This is a genomic window from Psychrobacter sp. DM8 (genome assembly GCF_051307025.1).
In the GTDB taxonomy this organism is placed as follows: Bacteria; Pseudomonadota; Gammaproteobacteria; order Pseudomonadales; family Moraxellaceae; genus Psychrobacter.
Window position 1 is genome coordinate 2,885,267 of sequence record NZ_CP195538.1, and the last position, 19,589, is coordinate 2,904,855.

Annotated in this window: 16 protein-coding genes; 2 read left to right on the forward strand and 14 right to left on the reverse strand. The window is 44.0% G+C overall.

All coding sequences use genetic code 11. The features are described 5' to 3' along the window. Positions 1-62: 62 nt before the first annotated feature. Positions 63-689, reverse strand: coding sequence for a nucleotide exchange factor GrpE (grpE, locus tag ACR64J_RS12400; protein ID WP_435949916.1), 627 nt, complete (start codon positions 687-689; stop codon positions 63-65). 471 nt (positions 690-1,160) lie between these two features. Between grpE and ACR64J_RS12405 the strand changes: the two genes are divergently transcribed. Further along, positions 1,161-2,576: an alpha/beta hydrolase gene (locus ACR64J_RS12405; protein ID WP_435949917.1), complete on the forward strand. Its 1,416-nt coding sequence runs from the start codon at positions 1,161-1,163 to the stop codon at positions 2,574-2,576. A gap of 23 nt (positions 2,577-2,599) precedes the next feature. Here the strand turns inward: ACR64J_RS12405 and ACR64J_RS12410 are convergent, their stop codons facing one another. From ACR64J_RS12410 to fmt, 13 genes are all read right to left on the reverse strand, one after another. Further along, positions 2,600-3,730 (reverse strand): metallophosphoesterase, encoded by a 1,131-nt coding sequence (locus ACR64J_RS12410; protein ID WP_435949918.1) that lies wholly within the window; start codon positions 3,728-3,730, stop codon positions 2,600-2,602. A gap of 96 nt (positions 3,731-3,826) precedes the next feature. After that, positions 3,827-4,906, reverse strand: coding sequence for a metallophosphoesterase (locus ACR64J_RS12415; protein ID WP_435951081.1), 1,080 nt, complete (start codon positions 4,904-4,906; stop codon positions 3,827-3,829). Positions 4,907-5,000: 94 nt separating this feature from the next. Continuing rightward, positions 5,001-5,459, reverse strand: coding sequence for a thiol-disulfide oxidoreductase DCC family protein (locus tag ACR64J_RS12420; protein WP_435949919.1), 459 nt, complete (start codon positions 5,457-5,459; stop codon positions 5,001-5,003). Between the two features lie 63 nt (positions 5,460-5,522). Further along, positions 5,523-6,368 (reverse strand): fatty acid desaturase family protein, encoded by an 846-nt coding sequence (locus tag ACR64J_RS12425; RefSeq protein ID WP_435949920.1) that lies wholly within the window; start codon positions 6,366-6,368, stop codon positions 5,523-5,525. A gap of 219 nt (positions 6,369-6,587) precedes the next feature. Then, positions 6,588-7,553, reverse strand: coding sequence for a TIGR01777 family oxidoreductase (locus ACR64J_RS12430; RefSeq protein ID WP_435949921.1), 966 nt, complete (start codon positions 7,551-7,553; stop codon positions 6,588-6,590). A 28-nt stretch (positions 7,554-7,581) separates the two neighbouring features. Then, complete coding sequence (locus ACR64J_RS12435; RefSeq protein WP_435949922.1) at positions 7,582-8,079, reverse strand: hypothetical protein; 498 nt, start codon at positions 8,077-8,079, stop codon at positions 7,582-7,584. Between the two features lie 172 nt (positions 8,080-8,251). Further along, positions 8,252-8,770 carry a GbsR/MarR family transcriptional regulator gene (locus tag ACR64J_RS12440; RefSeq protein ID WP_435949923.1) on the reverse strand — a complete coding sequence of 173 codons (519 nt, stop codon included), beginning with the start codon at positions 8,768-8,770 and terminating at the stop codon, positions 8,252-8,254. Between the two features lie 271 nt (positions 8,771-9,041). Continuing rightward, positions 9,042-9,671 (reverse strand): L-threonylcarbamoyladenylate synthase, encoded by a 630-nt coding sequence (locus tag ACR64J_RS12445; RefSeq protein ID WP_435949924.1) that lies wholly within the window; start codon positions 9,669-9,671, stop codon positions 9,042-9,044. Positions 9,672-9,744: 73 nt separating this feature from the next. Continuing rightward, the gene (gene dprA, locus ACR64J_RS12450) at positions 9,745-10,968 is read right to left on the reverse strand and encodes a DNA-processing protein DprA (protein ID WP_435949925.1); all 1,224 of its coding nucleotides are present in this window, start codon (positions 10,966-10,968) and stop codon (positions 9,745-9,747) included. A 62-nt stretch (positions 10,969-11,030) separates the two neighbouring features. Further along, complete coding sequence (locus tag ACR64J_RS12455; RefSeq protein WP_435949926.1) at positions 11,031-12,128, reverse strand: LysM peptidoglycan-binding domain-containing protein; 1,098 nt, start codon at positions 12,126-12,128, stop codon at positions 11,031-11,033. A 243-nt stretch (positions 12,129-12,371) separates the two neighbouring features. Then, a complete protein-coding gene (gene thrC / locus ACR64J_RS12460) occupies positions 12,372-13,790 on the reverse strand; it encodes a threonine synthase (RefSeq protein ID WP_435949927.1) in 1,419 nt (472 codons plus the stop codon). 168 nt (positions 13,791-13,958) lie between these two features. Further along, complete coding sequence (locus ACR64J_RS12465; protein ID WP_435949928.1) at positions 13,959-15,506, reverse strand: transcription antitermination factor NusB; 1,548 nt, start codon at positions 15,504-15,506, stop codon at positions 13,959-13,961. Positions 15,507-15,585: 79 nt separating this feature from the next. Then, positions 15,586-16,638: a methionyl-tRNA formyltransferase gene (gene fmt / locus ACR64J_RS12470; RefSeq protein ID WP_435949929.1), complete on the reverse strand. Its 1,053-nt coding sequence runs from the start codon at positions 16,636-16,638 to the stop codon at positions 15,586-15,588. Positions 16,639-16,850: 212 nt separating this feature from the next. On the opposite strand from fmt, the gene ACR64J_RS12475 reads away from it, so the two are divergent. Then, complete coding sequence (locus ACR64J_RS12475) at positions 16,851-19,586, forward strand: response regulator (protein ID WP_435949930.1); 2,736 nt, start codon at positions 16,851-16,853, stop codon at positions 19,584-19,586. Positions 19,587-19,589: the final 3 nt, after the last annotated feature.

Below are 19,589 nucleotides of genomic sequence, written 5' to 3' on the forward strand. Positions count from 1 at the left end.
TTTGTGAATACCCTTAGTTTAAACAAGGGTTTCATCATTTATTGCTTAATTTATTGCTTAATTTATTGACCGACGCGCACCATAGCAGGACGCAATAGACGACCATTTAGGCTATAGCCTTTTTGTAGTACTGTACCGACTGTATCCGCCTCGGCATCGCTATCGATACCGACTGCTTCATGCATATCAGCATTGAACTTCTCACCCATAGGGTCGACGACTTCAACGCCGTTTTTGTTTAGTACCGCAAGCAAAGCTTTGTGCGTCAGTTGTACGCCTTCTGCCACAGGATCATCAGCGTTAGCGCTTTCAATAGCACGCTCTAAGTTATCGACAATTTCTAGTAGCTCGCGGGCAAATTTTTGCAGAGCGAACTTTTTGCTTTTATCCGCTTCTTGCTCCATGCGTTTTTGCGCATTATAAGCTTCGGCATTAGCGCGCGCTGTACCCTCTTTGGCCTGCTTGACTTCGCCTTCTAACTCTTTAATACGTGCCTCAAAAACGCCTAAATCAATCTCGCTCTCAATCGTTTGATGCTCGCCTGAATTATTGGCAGGATCGAACTCATCCATAGTCTCAGAGAGAACGCTCTCATTGAGATCTAGATTATTGTGTGCCGTTTGCTCATCAATATTATTAGTATTTTGATTTGAGTGACTGGTGTTTTGATTTGAATTGTTCTCGCTCATGATAGCTCCTTTATTTTAATCAAAGATGTAAACTTGCTTTTATACCTAGTTTAATGGCCTTTATTAACCATGATATCAATGCGGCTTAATAGCTGATTGATAAAGGCTATAGGCACTGATTTCAAGCCTATCTACAATGATAATTTTACTTACGATGTTATCTACTACAAATAAGCTATCCTAAGTTGATACAAACGCCAATATTAAGCAAAAACCATATGACACATCTGGACGATTGATACCCTTGTCAATACCTGTGTAAAAAATGACTTACAAAAGGTACAAGAAGGTCATGTTATTCCAGATTTTTTACTATCTGTACATAAACCATTACTAAACAAAACCCACCTTAATGCGTGGCTACTTTATCATCCTCATAAATAATCATCATTTATATAATATTCTATTCATATAATAGTTCAGAAGCGTTGGACTTTAAGCCAACAATCTACTAAGAAAGAGAGCAAACCCATGAGAAATGTTACATCAAATTCGCCGATGACATCGCTCAACACTTGGCTGAGTAAAGCGGCAATGACCTTTAATAAAGACGACAGCCAGTCTGAGCTTGCCCCTATAGAAAAAGTTGAAAGCTATCATGATAGCGAAAGTGCTGTCGATGAGCGCTATCGTTTTATTGGTGAAAAGCTTGCCAGCTACCTACCTACAAGCGACTATCAGCAGCACGCTTTGCACTATGTATTAAAAGGTATCGGTCACCTACCAGCTCCACTGCTAGAGAATTTAGTCGGTCGCTTAAAAGGTCCGACGTCTGAGCAATATCTGCATGCTGATGCACACATGCGCCTTATTATTGCGGTCAATAGCAAGCTTAAAACACCGCTACAGGTTGATAAAATGCAAGAGCTGCGTGAAAGATTTGCCGCAGATGCTGTTGCTATGCAAGCGCCAAAGGTATGGCAAAAAAACACCACCAAGAGCAATATCAAACGCTTTATCAAAAAAGATGATATAGCCGTCAACTGGCAAGATAAAACCATTGCTAATGCTGATGATGGTGACATGACAGTGCGCTGCTATCAGGCAACAGTGGGCAATAAGACACAAGCTAAGATTAATCCTGATGAAACTGTAATGCTGTTCTTTCATGGCGGCGGTTTTTGTATCGGTGATGTCGATACCCATCACGAGTTCTGTCATGCAGTATGTGAGCAGACAGGCTGGCCAGTTGTTAGCGTCGATTATCGTCTATCCCCTGAGTATTCAGCGCCTGTAGCACTTAGAGACTGTATTGCCGCTTATGCGTGGCTTGCGGATAACTGTCAAAGCCTTGGCGCTTCTGCTAAGCGTATCGTATTAGCAGGGGATAGTGCAGGCGGCGGTCTATCGACGTTAGTGGCACAGCAGGTTATGACGCCAGTACAGAGTGCATGGGCAGATTTGGGTGCTGATGGTCAAAAAACGTTTGAGCTATTACAGGATCTGCCTGCGCCGCTTGCACAAATGCCTCTATATCCTGTGACTGATGTTGAGACTGACTATCCAAGCTGGGAGCTGTACGGGGAAGGCTTGCTATTAGATCATGCTGACGTAGCAGTGTTTGATGCGGCATGCCTTGCCAATAGTCCGCTATCACGTGATCATGTCCTTATCTCACCGATGATTGGCGATAACAGCCGAGTATGCCCAACCTATGTGGTCGCCTCCGAGCTTGATGTGTTGCGTGATGAGGCCTTTGCTTATGCCAAGCAATTAGAGAGTTTTGGTATTGCTACGCAGACCTACACGGTACTTGGCGCGCCGCATGGTTTTATTCACTTGATGAGTGTACATCAGGGCATAGCCAAAGAGACGCATGATATTATTAAAGGTTTTGCTCAGTTTGTAAGTGAGGTTATTAGCACGCAGGCTAAACTTGCGGCCTAAAAATAAAATAAGTTTTATTTTTATCATTTATTGCCCGTCAAAGTAATTAGCCAAATCTCAGCACGCGAGCCCAATCGAAACGGAATCCCCCAAAAGCCATAACCTGAGGACACCACAAAGTGACCTTGGTTTATGGTTTCATAGCCGTAGCCTATTCTGTTTATAGCATTGACAATGAAATTTGCAGGAAACACTTGCCCGTTATGGGTATGTCCTGAGACTTGCAGATCTATAGGTAGCTGGCTGTGCTCCATAATATCGCTTGGTCTGTGATCTAGCAGGATAATAGGCTCTGCCATATCAGTTTGTGCTAACAGATCTGTGGTTGCCACACGCTGACTCTTATGATTGTCAAAACGTCCCACTAGCCATAGCGGATCGCCTTTGTGCTCAATTCGTAGCACTTCATCGTTTAATAACTGTACGCCAGCCTCTCGCAGCGCCTCGCTGATCGATTGCTCATGACCATATAAATCATGATTGCCAAGCGTAGCATAAACGCCGTACGGCACAGCAGCGCAAAGCTTGGCTAAGTTCGCTGCCATATTATAGTCATTAAACGCTTGCGTATTGTCATCCATAATATCGCCAGGCATCAGTAATATATCTGCTCGATTATCGATCAGCAGCTTATGCAATTTATCAATTGCTCTGTTGCCGAATAAGCGTCCGATATGCAGGTCACTCGCTAGCGCTAAGCGCAAGGGATGAGATAAGTGCTTATCTATCTGGATCCTTAATTCGCGCACGACAGGCACATAAGCGCTATAAAGCGCGTAGACAAATAATCCTATAAATGTAAATAATGCCAGCACTCGCAAGCCAACCTCTAATCTAATGGATTGCATTGACCCTACGCTAGTAAACGAGGACAAAAGCCAGTATCCACCGTAAAAAATACTAATAACCAGCGCAGTCAGCATAATAAAATGCATGATTAGCATCCACATACTCACCCAGCGATAGCTATTGGCAAATGCTCTTTTAACGCTTAGTGCTAGCAAAATATTGGTAATCGCAAACACAATAACCCATACTGCGACTTTTGATATAAAGGTGCTCCAAGGCGCCAGCCACCACTGTAAGCTAAGCGCTGCGCCCGTACTAAAGAGCTGTAATAGCATAAATACAGTAATAAAAAACGTGTAGCGCATGCGGTGTCCTAGAGCTGGTTTGAGTACAGATATGAGAACGGGTCCAACCAAAATCAATAAAAAAGCCTCTTCATAGTAGAGGCTGATAAGTCATTGTTAAGATGTTGATTGTAAATGTATCATCCAAATCTCAGAGCGGGTGCCGAGTCTAAAGGGCACAGGGCCAAATCCGTAGCCTGAGGTGACCAAAAACTGCGTACCTCCTAGCTTTTTTGCGCCATAATTAAGCGGCTCGAACCAACTCTTTAGTATCGTTAACGGGAATATCTGCCCGCCATGCGTATGACCGGACAAGTGCAAATCTACTGGCAAGCCGCTGATCTCATCCATCGTTGAGGGGCGATGCTCCAAAAATACGACAGGCCTTTGGGTATCCACTTGCTTGAGTAGCGTATCCGCCGATAACCTCGTCAAATCAACATCGTCTGAGCGTCCAACCAGCCATACCGCATCATCTAACAACACACTCTCGCTATCGAGCGCGGTGATACCAGCCGCTTCCACAGCTTGAGTAATCGCTTCATCATAGCCTCGGTAATCATGATTGCCAAGCGTTGCATAAACGCCAAGCGGCGCTTTTAGCTGCGATAATTGCTCATGCATATTGGTATTGTCATAAGCGATAGTCGTATCATTCATGATGTCGCCTGCGATAACAACCACGTCAGGGTTTTGCTCATCAACCAAATCGACCATTTTCTTTATCTGCCGATTCCCAAACCATCTACCCAAATGGGTATCAGAGATTAGCGCGATATCCATTGGCTTATCTAACGGTTTGTCTGTCGTAACCGTCAATCTATGCACCACTGGTGAATACGCATTGAATACGGCTAAGCTAACCATACTGACAAAAGTGACGATAGCAAATAAACGTATAAACTTCGCATTTGAATTTTGTCTATACCCTTTGGATAAGATAAACCAAACCACAGCCGTTATGGCTACAGTATAGAGCATAAAGCCTTGCAAGATAGCGACCACTAGATAGACGTGAAAACGCTCATACCAGAATTCAGTATAGCCGTAAACCAGTATGGCATTGTTAAATATAAAAATCGCTAGAACCAGCGCCACTTTACTAATCGCTCTCTTAGGCCTCGTAAACCATAAAAGAATCATGCTGGTCATAATCGTAAGGAGCTGGGTGAAAGTGATAAAGAACCACATAACCATATCTAACAAAGTGAATATAAATCCATCTTACGGTACTAAACTCTAAAGCGAAATAGCGCAAGTCAGTTTTCACGAACACTTCATAAAAAATCCTTTAACCCTTGTCAGGGGTGATAGTACAGATGCCATTAGCGCAGGCTTGCGTCACTGCTTTACCATAAATCAATTTGGTTACCCAGTTTGGAATACGGTAGCGATTACGCGCAACCGTAGGATAGATAAAGTCGCCCAGCTGTTTGATAATAGGTAGATATAATACCGATGCCCACTTCACGCCGCCCATTTTATAGAGCAGTCTGATAGCATCCATATGCGTATACCAGTGACCTTGATCGGTCTTGACACACAGATAAGTCATAGCATCATTGCGGCTAAATCCAGCCGCTTGTAACTCGTCTATGCCTGTATCTACTGACGTTAATTCAATTCCTTCTGGATTACGAATTTGCATACTGTGCGCTTCTGTACTACAGAGCACGCAACTGTCGTCGTAGTACATAGTGATAGCGGTAACCTTTGATTTTGAGCGGTTGTCTTTATTTAAAATAATCATCTGCGGGCTCCTTCATTTATTATGTTGAACTTATTATGTTGAACATGACTTTTACAGTATTTCTTATAGTGCGGTATCGCACTGCATGTCTTTATGACTTCTCGTCTTTTGCGAATAGCTAGGTGCTAACATAGGTATCACAGGTTGCTGCGTCCACTCAGGCGCCTGCGCATCCAAACGCTTAGCGAGCTCTGGCAAATGGTTGGTCGGTACCGCTGGAAATAGATGATGCTCGATGTGATAGAGCAGATTAAAAGTCAGCAGATTGATTAGCGGATGGCGCTCGCTACGGGCATAAACTCGCTCATCACAGCCATGATGGACGCTCCATACTGCAAAGAAGCCGACCATAGTATTGGCAAGTATCATAACGAGCACGTGATAGACCAAGACAGGATGCATAGTAATTAGCGCTGTAACAATAACCGCTGATATCAGCAGCATGTCAATGGCGACAAGCAAGCGATTATGGCGACTGCCATGGGTCAGACCGAACCACTGAATCGCTATTGAAAATAGTCCGCCGCCGAGTATCGCTTGATACCAAGGCAGACGTGCCCAATTGCCCTCGACATCGCTCTCCCCTAATGGGTCACGATGATGATTGAGGTGAGTATGGCGAATCGCATGCGTACTACAGAGCATAGTGATACTGAGCGCAAATAGCATGAGCTCGGTCGCCATCTTGCCGATGCCTAAAGTGCGGTGATAGCAATCATGCGCCTGACGTAGTGCAGCGGTAAAAAAGAAAAACGTTGCCACTAATGCCAATAACCAAAACCCTTGCCACGCGCTCCACCATGATAACAAAAGAAAAGGAAGTGATAGCAATACATTGTAGATAGCTTCAACAGGACGCAGTTGACGTAAGTCTTGCCACTTTATTTGACTGAGCGAAGGATGACGCATGAGGTTCTCCTTGATTAGTATCTATATAAATATTGAATCACTGCATTTACTTTATTTCTGTCAAAACTGAAATTAATAGTTAAATAAATAGACGGCTCGTAAACTGTGTCCAAACCGCCTAACTATATTTAACCGTTACTACGTTGCTTAAAAGTTGAAAAAACAAACTTGAGAAGTTTCACATGAAACAAAGTTGATTTTCATGTTCATAAAGGTGCCCTACTTCTGCTCTTCTAAGGCCTGTTTGAGCGTCGGTTGTTTAAACTTATAGCCGGCGTCCTGTAGTGCTTGTGGCAATACTTTTTGACCATCGATAAGTAAGGTCGACATCTCACCAAACATCAGCTTGAGCAAAAATTCTGGTAGAGTAAAGATCGTTGGGCGATGTAGCCAGGCGCCAAAGGTTTTGGTAAAGGTATGATTGCTCACAGGATTGGGTGCGGTTAAGTTGTAGACGACAGCAGGTGTATCAGTAGTTGTCTTAATCGCATTGTTCTGCGTTACTTGGCTACTAGCGGCATTATTTAGATGCTGCTCAATAATAAATATCGTAGCCCCTACCCAGTCCTCACGACTGATCCAGCTCATGATTTGCTGGCCATCACCCAGTTGTCCACCAACACCCATTTTAAATGGCAGCATCAGTTTATCCAGCATACCGCCGTCAGGATGCATCACTACGCCCGTACGTACAATGGCGACAGGTACACCATAGGCAGTCGCTTTGAGCGCGAGTTGCTCCCACGTGTCACAAAGTTTATGAGCAAAATCTGTCTTGTAGTCGCTGCTCTCAGTTAATGGCTTGTCGCCTTGGGTGCCATACCAGCCAATCGCTGAGCCACTCACCATCAGTTTAGGCTTGGTGCTACTACGAGCAACGTATTCCAGTAATGATTCGGTTGGTTTCACGCGGCTGGCGAGCAATTGCTCTTTGCGCTCATCGCTCCAGCGCGAGTCGGCGATACCTGCTCCTGCTAAATTCAATATCACATCGAAGCTATCATCGCTCTTAGCAAGCTCATCATAGCTCATCATACTGACGCGGCTTGGATGCGCTTGCGTACTATCACGAGTGAGCCAAGTAACATGCACCTCTTTATCGTCGCCTTGATAACGGCTGATGATCTCTTGACTAAAAGCACTACCCAAAAACCCTGAACCACCGCTGATTAAAATCTTCATCATATCTTCCTTATTCGTTATGATTTGTGCGTTATCTATGTTTGCTATAAGCACTATCTTTATCAATATCCTGTGCTTTTCTAGCGCTATTGTCAAAACAGCTTTTGGTGAGTTTAGGTAAGGTTAAGTAGCCCGCTACTATAGAACTCGTACCGCCAAACACCCCACCAATGAGCATAAATCCGAGTAAAACGCCAACTTCTAATAAAGATCCGATACCTAGGTATAGCACGATAAAAGCCACGTAGAATGCTGATACTAAAAACCCTGTCAAAAAAGTAATCTCTGTAGCATTTTTTGCGCTTTGCTTAAGCCTGATAAAGGCTAATATACAAGCGGTTATAAATGCGGGTAAACACCCAAATAGTCCAACGAATATTAAAGGTTGAAACCCTATCTGCGCAAAGCTCGCCTCTCTAAAAACAACCAAAACAATAAGCTCTGCTATGAGTCCACTGATGACACTACCAAATCCTGAAAATAATAGGACAACCTGTAAATAAGGATAAGCGCTATTGTCTATATTCATTATATTTACCCTAAAAAGTGAGTCGTTCATTTAGTATGAATATAGCGTTGGTAGTGACAATGAATTAACTACGAATTCACTATAGATAATATATAGAACTTTATTTTATTAGTTTCTGTCAAAACAGAAAACAGTACTCAAATTTTTTATTTTAAATAACACAGTTTCACTATTAGCGTAAAACCTTTTTAATACTAGCGCCTAGTTTTAGTACCTTTTTTAGTATATTGGTCGGTAGTTTGAGCATCTCAGATGACCAAGTTGTGAGCGTGCTGACGAACTCTTGCGTATCACGGATACGAGCTTTTACTTCGCTATTCTCATGTTCAAACTCAGGACTATTCATCAGCTCTTGCAAGAATTGAACGGTCGGGTCCAGCTCACGCTTTTGCCGCTGGGCGACGATGATACGCGCCAGCTCCCAGACATCAGTATTGGTCGTAAAGTGATCGCGGCGATCGCCTAATATCGACACCTTTTGCACCAATCCCCAGTTCTGTAGCTCTTTGATGCTGTTAGAGACGTTTGAGCGTGCCACGCCTAGTGTTCCAGTGATTTCTTCGGCATTTAACGGCTTGCCAATGACATAAAGCAAAGCATGAATCTGTGACATCGTACGGTTAACGCCCCATTTAGAGCCCATTTCGCCCCAATGTAAGATAAATTTTTCGGTGACAGGGTTTAGTTTCATAATAAATAAATACTCTTAACTTTTATGAGTTCTTTGAATCTATACTGCGCTATTCTTTTATTTCTGTCAACACTGAAATAAAAGAATACACTTTTTTATTTAACGGTCTCTGTTTCACGCTATATAGCCAGTTCAATATAAAAAAAATACAGCGGGGCTGGAATGAATTTTTTGCAGCCTTTGCCTGCGTAGGCACAGCACGCCAGAAAAATTTATACTAGTCCCGCGTTTTTGAATAACGTATCCATTTTATTTAGTGTTAACTATACTATTAACGAACGACTAGACCAGTAACGGCATCTCGTATCTGGCTTGGCTGCGTATAGCCGAGAGTATCAGCTTGTAGATAACTGATTTGGGTATCAAAATAATTGTACGCTTCAAAGAAATTTTTGGCAGGCGGCTGACCTGAAGGGTTGCAGCTCGTAGAGACGATAAACCCATAAGGATTATCAATAGATATAAGCTGCCGGCAAAGCTCGCGGATAAGCGGATGGGCAATGACTCTAACCGCAATGCTCTGATGCTGACCCGTTATCCAAAGAGGAATAGTGCCGACAAGCGTTTGAGGAATAGGTAAAAGCCAAGTATGAGCTTGCTGATGTTGAACCTCTAAATTCTCATTGTCTACCTGCCAGCTATCCATAATCTGTTGGTGTCTATCTTTGTCTAAAGTCTCCAATAAAGGAGTCAAACGCTCGCTACTATCGGTAATAACAATCATACCTTTGGCTTGCGGGCGCTGTTTAATATCTAAAATATGCCCAACTGCTGCTTTATCATAAGCATCACAGCCAATACCCCAAACGCTTTCAGTCGGATAAGCGAGCAGCCGTCCTTGTTTGAGCCATGTGGCAGCTTGAACGACGGATTCAGTAATAAGCGGGCTAGATAAGGACATAAGACAAGCGCTATAGATAAGGCTGCGAAAATATATACAGATTAACAGGGCAAACAGAGGCTAAAAACTATCATCAAACACGCAAATAACGTCCGCCCTGCTCACTAATGAGTCCCAAAAGCTCAAGCTCCATCAGTTGACCGATCAGCGGCGGCGCCGTGAGAGTAGTACTGATAAGCAAGGCATCTAAATCCTGACCATGCCAGTCAAGCTGCTCGTAAACAGGCGCTAAATGCTCAGGCACGACTATGTCAGCTTTGGTATTCATAGCTGTACTTGAGCGTTGCTTGGCGTTTTTATTAGAGTCAGCGCTATTATCTTTCGCGCTATTAACTTTCGACGGCTGAGATTGGTTTATACGTGTACGTTGTAGCGGCGTATAAACTTGAACGCTGACATCATCTAGCACCTGCTGCGGATGGTATATCAGTGTTGCGCCCTCACGTATTAGATGATGGCAGCCCTCAGCGTTGCTGTTGTCGATGTGGCTGGGTACGGCAAAGACTTGTTTGCCCTGCTCTGAGGTCAGACGTGCGGTAATTAAGGAGCCACTTTTGATCGTCGCTTCAGTCACTATCGTGGCTAGGCTTAAACCTGCGACCAAACGATTGCGCCGCGGAAAGGTATGTTTGTGCGGGCCAGTATGCGGCAATAGCTCACTGATAAGGCAGCCGCCTTGTTCGATAATTTTGCTAAAGAGCTTGTCGTGGTGATTGGGGTAGCTGATATTGATACCCGTACCCATAACTCCTATCGTACGGCCTTGATACTGCGTATCTGTCTGCGACAGTGCGCCTAGATGCGCGCACTTATCGACGCCCATTGCCAGACCACTGGTGACGATATAGCCTGCTTGCACAAGATACTGCGCGATATCAAAGGTGATTTTTTGCGCATGGGTGCTAGGCTTGCGGCTACCGACGATAGCAATCTGGGGTTGCTGCAATAAAGAGATGTCACCGCGAAAGAACAGCAGTGGCGGCGGGTCGAATATTTGTGATAGTGACACAGGGTATTCAGGCTGATCGGCGAACAGGAGACCATAGCGTCCCTCTACCAAGGCTTGCTCAATCTTATCGATATCAGTCTGTGTTTGCTCTAAATTTTCATGACGCTTAAGATGAGTATGATGGATACCCATCTCTTGCCAAACGCTTGCTTTGGCTTGCCATGCCAGCTGCGCGCTACCCAAATGAGTGACCAGCTTATGATAAGCTGATAGTGACGCATTGACCTCATACCACAGCGCCAATATAGCGCGTTGATCTGTAGATAAAAAAGGTCGCGACGTGGTCATGAGTCATTGCTCTGTTTAGATTCTTAAATCTGTAAGACGCTTGGGCGCGCCTATTAATACCGTTATAGATAAGGTGGCGGTAGTAGCTTATCGCCCACATTGAGCGGTAAGTCTGAGCTTAAAATATAAGCGTAGCTGATATCGCTAAAGGTATTGAACACCATAAGCATACCACTTGGCTCATTTGGCAGACGCACTGGCATATCATTATCGATAGTATCGCGTACCAAAGCGCCTTGTTTGTAAATAGTCAAAACATCGCCAGGCTTAGCGCCTTGAGTACGACCTAGATTGATAGCGACTACGCTACCCTTAGCCGCTGAGCTAATAGAATCCATAACACGTACGATCATACCACCGCGATTGACTGTCGCAGGCTCAGGGTAGAACACAGGCGGTATCGAGTTGTTAAGCTCAACGAACACCCGATCGCCTTCACGTACTTCTTTATCATAAGAATCTGTCAATTCTAAGCTGCTCACGCCATTACTAGCCACACTTGTGACCATACCAGTTGCCACTTGCGTGACCTCTAATCCGATAACCCTCTGACTCTTAGGATCAACATACTGTTGCCCTTCACGATACACACCGTAGCGTTGACCGACAATTAAAGGCACACCTTTGGCATAAACTTTATCACCGCTTGCCGTGACCAAGTTGCCTTTTTTGGACGCTAAAATATAAGGGGTAGTATTAAAGTCTGCTGGATTGACGATAAGGGTTTTATCAAGCCAGTGCCCAATTGCAGAGCGCGGAATAGCAGGTATACTATTCACAGTTGAGGTCACCGCAACCGCAGTGGCTACAACATCACCAGTCAGTTGCCTCTCAACGCCAGCGCAGCCCTCGCCTGTATCGACTCCAATGAGCGTTTTGCCTTGAATGACGCACAAGATGAGAATGTCATCAGGATAGATCAGGTTAGGATTTTTGATTTGCTTATTGGTTGCCCAAATCTCCGTCCAGCGCCACGGACTATCTAGGTATCGCCCCGATATATCCCATAAGGTATCGCCTTTTTTGACAATATAGCGGTTAGGCGCATCAGCTTTGATGGTTGGCGGTGGATTGTTAGCATAAGCGGTTGTCATGAGTATAGCGCTACTAAAAGCTGTGACCATAAAAGCCTTGGTTAGGGCAGTAATGCTTATTTTCATTGTTATATCCACAAAATATGAGAGTTATCGTAGGCGATATAAACTAAGGTTCTTATCTTTAAATAAGATAAAACAAGTATGACCAACCGCTCAACTTACAGTAGTAAGAACCATAGCATAATTTCTGACACATTTTTACAAAAAATAATACTATTTACAGCCATAGATTTGAGTAAAGACAACTTATAAAGTTTCATGTGAAACAAAATGAGCTTGTCTCACATTTTAGATCGATTTTACCTATTACAGATTAGAAGTTACATGCTGACGAATCTGGTCAGCAACTAGTTCGGCGTTATTAGCTAATACGGTGACATGCTGAGGTAAATCCTCTAAGCCTTCAGTGTGTGCTGGACGAGCAATGTCTATTGGACCAATGGACTCTACGATAGTATCGGCAAATTTAACAGGCAAAGCGGTCTCAGCACAGATGATAACCTCGCCCTCTTGCTGCAACTCTTTAGCCACTTTGATACCGTCAGCAGTATGCGGATCGACCAACTCGCCTGACTCTTTATACAGCTTGCGAATTGTCTGCAAACGATCCTCATGGGTTGATTTGCCCGCTGCAAAGCCATAGTGCGTATTGACGGTATCCATCGCACCAGATAGATCAAACCCTTGACCTGATTTGACGCCTTCAAATAGCTCATGGACGCGGGCGCTATCTTTATCTAACAATAGGTACACAAAACGCTCAAAGTTAGAGGCTTTGGATATATCCATTGATGGGCTTGAGGTGATATAAGTCTGCTCTGTAGGACGCGGCTGATAAATCCCTTTATTAAAAAAGTCATTTAACACATCGTTCTCATTGGTTGCGACAATTAAGCGTCTAATAGGCAAACCCATCTCGCGGGCAATGTGACCGGCGCAGATATTACCAAAATTCCCTGATGGCACGCTAAAGCTCACTTGCTCATCGTTACTATCAGTGACCGCAAAGTAGGCTTTGAAATAATAAACGATTTGCGCCAATATACGGCCCCAATTGATAGAGTTGACCGTGCCTAGATTATAGGCCGCTTTAAAGGTGGCATCTTGCTGTAACGCTTTGACAATATCTTGGCAATCATCAAACATACCGTCAATAGCGATATTATGGATGTTGTCATCGGTTAGGCTATACATTTGCGCGCGCTGAAACTCACTCATTCTGCCATGGGGAGAGAGCATAAAGACTTCGATATTCTCTTTACCGCGTAGCGCATATTCAGCAGCACTGCCCGTATCACCACTGGTCGCACCGATAATCGTGATGCGAGCGTCTTTTTGTTTGAGTACATATTCAAAAGCATTACCCAAAAACTGCATCGCCACATCTTTAAACGCTAGCGTCGGACCGTTCGATAAACCTAAAATGTATAAGTTGTCCTCAAGCTTACGTACAGGGACAATCTCAGAATCACCGAACACTTTAGCCGTGTAAGTACGCTCGATAATGTCTTTTAAATCTGCCTTTGGAATATCAGTCACAAAACGCTGCATAACGGCAAATGCCAAATCGGTATAGCTAAGCCCTCGCCACTCATTTAATGTCGCAGCATCGATCGCTGGATAATGCTCAGGTAGCATCAAGCCGCCATCAGGAGCAAGGCCCAATAAAAGCACATCGCTAAAATCCATCGGCTCAGTCTGACCACGGGTACTGATATATTTCATTGTTTGTCCTATAAATAATTGCTTCGTTCAAATATAAATTTCAAATAGGTATATGCGGTTGTAGGCTGGTGCTTTAGCCCAACATGGTAACCTTACAAAATATAGAAGCTGGTCTAAAGCATCAGCCTACCCTGAACCTTAATCGTTTAAAGTAGGTCTCAAATATATCTACTGATCTGTCTTTTGCAACAACGCATAATAAAAGCCATCGCCGCCGTCGCTATCAATCGGCAAACACTGACGACCAATCTCTTGATGGATTCCCCAGTTACAAGCATCGGTGAATTCAATCGCCACTGCATCATTGTGATGAGTAATAAAGTCCTGCATTTGCTCGACGTTTTCTTGCTTTAAAATAGAGCACGTCACATAAAGCAAATAACCGCCAACCTTAAGCTGTGGCCATAAATTGTGCAAGATATCCGCTTGTAAAATGGCCGTCTGCGCCATATCTTCTTCATGACGCAAGATGCTGATGTCAGGATGACGACGGATAACGCCTGTTGCCGTACAAGGGGAATCAAGCAAAATAGCATCGAATACGGCGAGATTTTCATCTTGAGCGTACTGCCAGCGAGTGGCATCTGTACAAACGATATTGAGATCGATAGGTTCATTTTGAGCTTGGCCCAGTTGTAAGCGCTCTAGGTTATCGTGAATACGAGTGATACGCATTGCTTCATTATCGATAGCGGTTAGTTTGACTTGCGTTTTAATGTCGTTATCTTGTTTCACATGAAACAAAGACTGCTCACTACCCGTGTTTAGTAATTCTAGCCAGTGGGCCAGCTTACCGCCAGGAGCGGCGCATGCATCTAGCAGATGAATATCTGTAGTTGGCGTATCCTCTTCACGCGCACCTGTTATCTTTTGGACAAGCGCTTGGTTGATAAGCAGGGCAGCGAGCTGAGCGTGCATGTCTTGCACACTAGCTGCGCCTTCGCTAAATTGCGGCAAATAACTTACCGCAGTACTTTGCTGCAAGCGTAGAGCTTGCGATGTTATTTCAGTAACGCTACCTTCAGCCTGATTAGCTAGCTGATTATTCAAAGCCAAACCACTACGCAGCGCAACGACATCATTGCTGATATCGGCATCTATAAGCATTTGATGATAGTCCTCGACCGAGTGCATACGACTGTTCACGCGCAAAAACATCGGTGCAGGCAGGCGCAGTCCTTGAGTAAGATCGTTATAGTACTCGCTCCAGTCTTGCTTGAGCTGATAGGCCAGCCAATTAGGCAAGCTATGGTTTTTATCGCATTTTTTGCGAAATTTATTAGGATTTTTGGCGATTTTACGCAAGATTGCATTGACCAGACCTGAGGCATGCGCGAACTCTATCTCTTTGACCGCTTCAACCGTTTCGTGAATCGCAGCATGGTCGGCGACTTCTAGATACAGCAATTGCACCATACCGACCTGAATCGTCGTGCGTACCTCTATCTCATCAATAGAATTATTCGCAAGACTATCGAGCAGTCGCGCGAGCGCGTACCACTGGCGTAGAGTGGTCAAAAGCAGCGCATGAGCGAAACCCTTGTCTCCATCGTGCAGGCTATTGAGCAGTGGATCGAGTACGCTTGAGAGGGATTGACCGTTTTGAATCGCAAGTAGCGTACGTATGACACGCACGCGCACGCTGCCGCTCATTTTTAGGTTACTCGATGGCTTAGCTTTTTTGCTATTGTGATTAGACGCGGTTTGGTGTCTCATTAAGTTTTGTTTCCTTGACGTCTGATTAATAGCGTCTTATTTAGATAGAGTTTGGCGTATTTTAGGATTAATCTTAGAACTAAGTAGGGTCGCGAGTAAATTGGTCGTCATCATTTAATTGACTACCCTGACAGACTTGCTCGGCATTTACTGGCTTACTGCCTGCAAATTGCAACTGAGTCACTCTTAACGTACTCGTTTGCGTATCACTAGCATTTTCTTTGCCGCAAGCAATTAAAATAGCTTTGCGCCCGACGCTAATAACAGTGCCCGCTGGCTTGTCGGTTCGCAGCGTTTCATCGACAGGTAAACTGGCTAAAATCTTGACACGTTGAGCTTGTAGAAAGGTATAAGCACCAGGCCAAGGGGTCAGGCCACGTATCTGACGCTCAATAGCCGTAGCAGACTGCGTCCAATCGATCTCGCCCTCAGACTTGACTAACTTCTTGGCATAATTAGCTTGACTATCATCTTGCTTGCTTGCGTTTGCCTGATAGTTTTGTAGATCTTGCATAACGGTAATGATCGCCTGAGCGCCCAAGTCTGCTAACTTATCATGCAAGCTTGACGCACTATCGTGTGATTCAATAGTGCAGCTGACTTTATAGAGCATATCGCCCGTATCTAGCCCTTTATCCATTTGCATAATGGTAATGCCAGTCTCTTTATCACCCGCCAGTAGCGCGCGGTGAATCGGCGCCGCCCCGCGAAAGCGCGGCAGCAATGACGCATGAATATTAAGACACCCTAAAGTTGGCGTAGTCAACACCCCTACTGGCAAGATCAGCCCGTAAGCGGCGACAATCATGACATCAGGCTGATAAGAGCGCAGCGTCTGTCTGGCTACCATGCCCTCAGTACTAGACTTTTTGAAAGTAGCGGGCTGCTCGACTACAATATCATGTGCTAGAGCGACTTGCTTGACCGCAGACATGGTGATTTTTTGACCTCGCCCCGCTTTGCGATCAGGTTGGGTGTAGACCGCAACGATTTCTATAGCCAGCGACTCTTGCTGAGCAATCAAGGCTTCAAGACTAGTCGCTGCAAACTCAGGCGTTCCAGCAAAGATGACTCGTAATGGACGCACGACAGATAAGGTATTTTGTTTTTCTGATACGGCAGATAAGCTCATAGTAAGGCTTGATTAAAAATAGACTTAGCCATTATAAGTGAGTTTTCTATATAGCGCTATGCCTGTCCTAGGCCGTGACTACACTTGGGTCTATTCTTGATTACTTATTTTTTACTAAAATAGCGAGGTTAAGTCGATGACAAGCGTTTAATATGGTTGTTATACTCAAACACTTTAGATAGGTTTTGGTACTGACATAGGATTATGTTTTTATGCAACAGTTCCATTCTTTGCAACGCTTGCTGCTTTTTTATACGATAACGCTCATAGTCATGCTAGCGTTATATTATACGATGGTATTTAGTGAGCTTGAGACCTATAGCGAACGCCATACCCTTGATGCCTTTGAGTCCTTGCAGTACGACTTTATTGATTATGGAGATAACGTTACAGATACTGATGTTCGAAAACTGTTGGACAAACCATATCTACAAGATTTGAGCTATCAGATCATATTTATGTTGCCCTCAGGTCAAACCTTTATCCATCGGTATACGAGGCCTAACGACACGACCATATCGACCGTTGTTTTTCCTACGATTTCATCCCCTACTCAAAGTAATAGTAACAGCGCCTACTCAATTAATACCATCGATTTAAAAGGCACTATCAAGCTTCAAAGTGGTCATCAGCTTTATGTCATGATTAAACATCAGCCTATTCAAATCAGTTGGATCTCTTATCGTTTTTGGCTACCTTTGATGGCAGCGTTGATCTTGTTCACCATCGCTTTACTCTATATGCTCAAACGAAATGCTAACTGGCGAGCACTAATGAGCTACGCTGATGACTTGGGTAATAGTGCAAAAGAATCCTATAGCCCGCAACCCTTTCTTGAGCGCAATACTACTACTGAATTTTTGCGTTTAGGTCATGCGCTCAGCCGTATTAGCTATCAGATACACAACAATCATCGCAGTATAAAAACCCTTAATCACCGTCTTGAGCGCCTAGTTGAACAAGCACCGCTCCCGATGCTGATGCTGATGCGCCACGGTCAGATTAGCTTCTCCAACAAGCGCTTTGAGCAAGTCTTTGGTGTCTCCTCCCAGCTTAGCCATAGTTATCAGCTGACAGAATTTGTGACCGGTTTTGATGATGCCACTCAGCTTTGGTTAAAGAACTTATCGACCCAGCGCGTCATGCGCACTTTAGTAGTCAAAGGGTTAAAGGATCAACAGACCTATCAGCTCCATATTACCCCTTGGTTTGGCGATCATGGACAGATCCATGGCTTCACTGTACTTCTTAACTCCATCAACGACTTTGTCAAACAAACAGAGCGCTTGCAGCGACAAAACCAAGTATTGCAGCAGCAGCTTAATGAAGCTCACAAAACCAAAGCTATTCTTCATCACGAACTTGCTTTACCACTTGATAGAGTAATCAGCACGCTAAAGGACATCAGTTCTGACACTTTATTAAAAGATGAGATAATAGAAGATGTTAATCAATTGAGTCACACCTTATCAGGCAAACTTATCGATGTACTTAGCACAGCACAGCCAATAGCTACTAAATCAACGATCAGTAGCAAACCTGTAGATATCTTTATGATGGGTAAACAATTAATTGCTTTGGTAACCGATGAGGTACATCAGCAAGGTATTGAGCTTCTATACTTTTTTGCCCCAAACTGTCCGCGTTATATCGATACTGACGATTCTAGATTAAGGCAGTTACTACGTAATTTATTGGCAGATGCGATCAGTGCGACCGAGGCGGGCTGTATTGCTCTAACTATCGACTCAGTATCAAAAGAGCAGAGCGCCTGCGCTTGGATAAGCTTCACGGTATACGATACTAGAACGCAAAAGGTAGATCCTACGCATCTTTACCCGATTCACTACACTGAACAAGATGATAAGTCCACGCAGCAAAACTACTATAGTAGTAAGCTTAAAATGAGTGCGGCTGATAGCGCGGGGCAATCGCTGGACGGCTATATGGAGTTTGGCAGTCAAAATGATGATTCCGATAGTGAGTATGACAAAATCAACAGCACGACCCTTTATCTGCCCTGTCGTCAACCCAATTATGTACCGATATATCATGACAACGATAGCTTAAAAAATGTGCACCTTATAGCTATTGTTAATCATCAAATGTATGCAGAGCATTTAAAAAATATTTGTCAGCATCTATCGATGACTTGTAGCGTCCATACTTCAATCGATGTTATCGATGATATAAAAGATATGCTTCAAAATGATAAAAACCTCACCCCTGTCGTACTCTTAGACTTTGAGCTGTACGAGAACACTTATCATCAAGCGTCAAAAGAGACTAAGCGCATAATGACTAAGAGCCGCGCTGACATCATAACGCTTTTGGATGGTTTGCTCGCAGATGATACCCTCTCCACCCTACTCTTAAGCCGTAAACGGACACGCCACATACCTTCAAGTCTTCTGGATCGCTTCGATGGTTTTTTGAATAAACCTTTAGACATCAGTTTATTGTTATCTGAACTAAAACGCCTCGCTACGTCACCAAAAAAATTAGTAGGAAAAGAAGACATAGCTACAATTACTAATACAGCTACAATTACTGATACAACTGAAATTACTGATACAACTGAGTCATCAGCGCCTCTTGTACTCGTCGTTGAAGATAGCTTGACCAATCAAAAGATTACCTGCCGCTTACTCAAAAAGTTGGGATACCGTAGCGTCGTTGCAGAGGATGGGCAAAAGGGCTTGGCACAATTTGAGAATCAAAAAGAGCCTATTGATCTGATTTTGATGGATTGCCGCATGCCCATTATGGACGGGTTTGAAGCCACTCGAGCTATTCGCTCACAAGACGAAAATATCCCAATCGTCGCCTTGACGGCTAATAATACCGAAGAGGATCGTGAAGCGTGTACAAGAGCAGGTATGAGCGACTTTTTATCTAAACCCATCAATAAGGATAGGCTACAGACTGTCCTACAAAAATATATCTAAGCC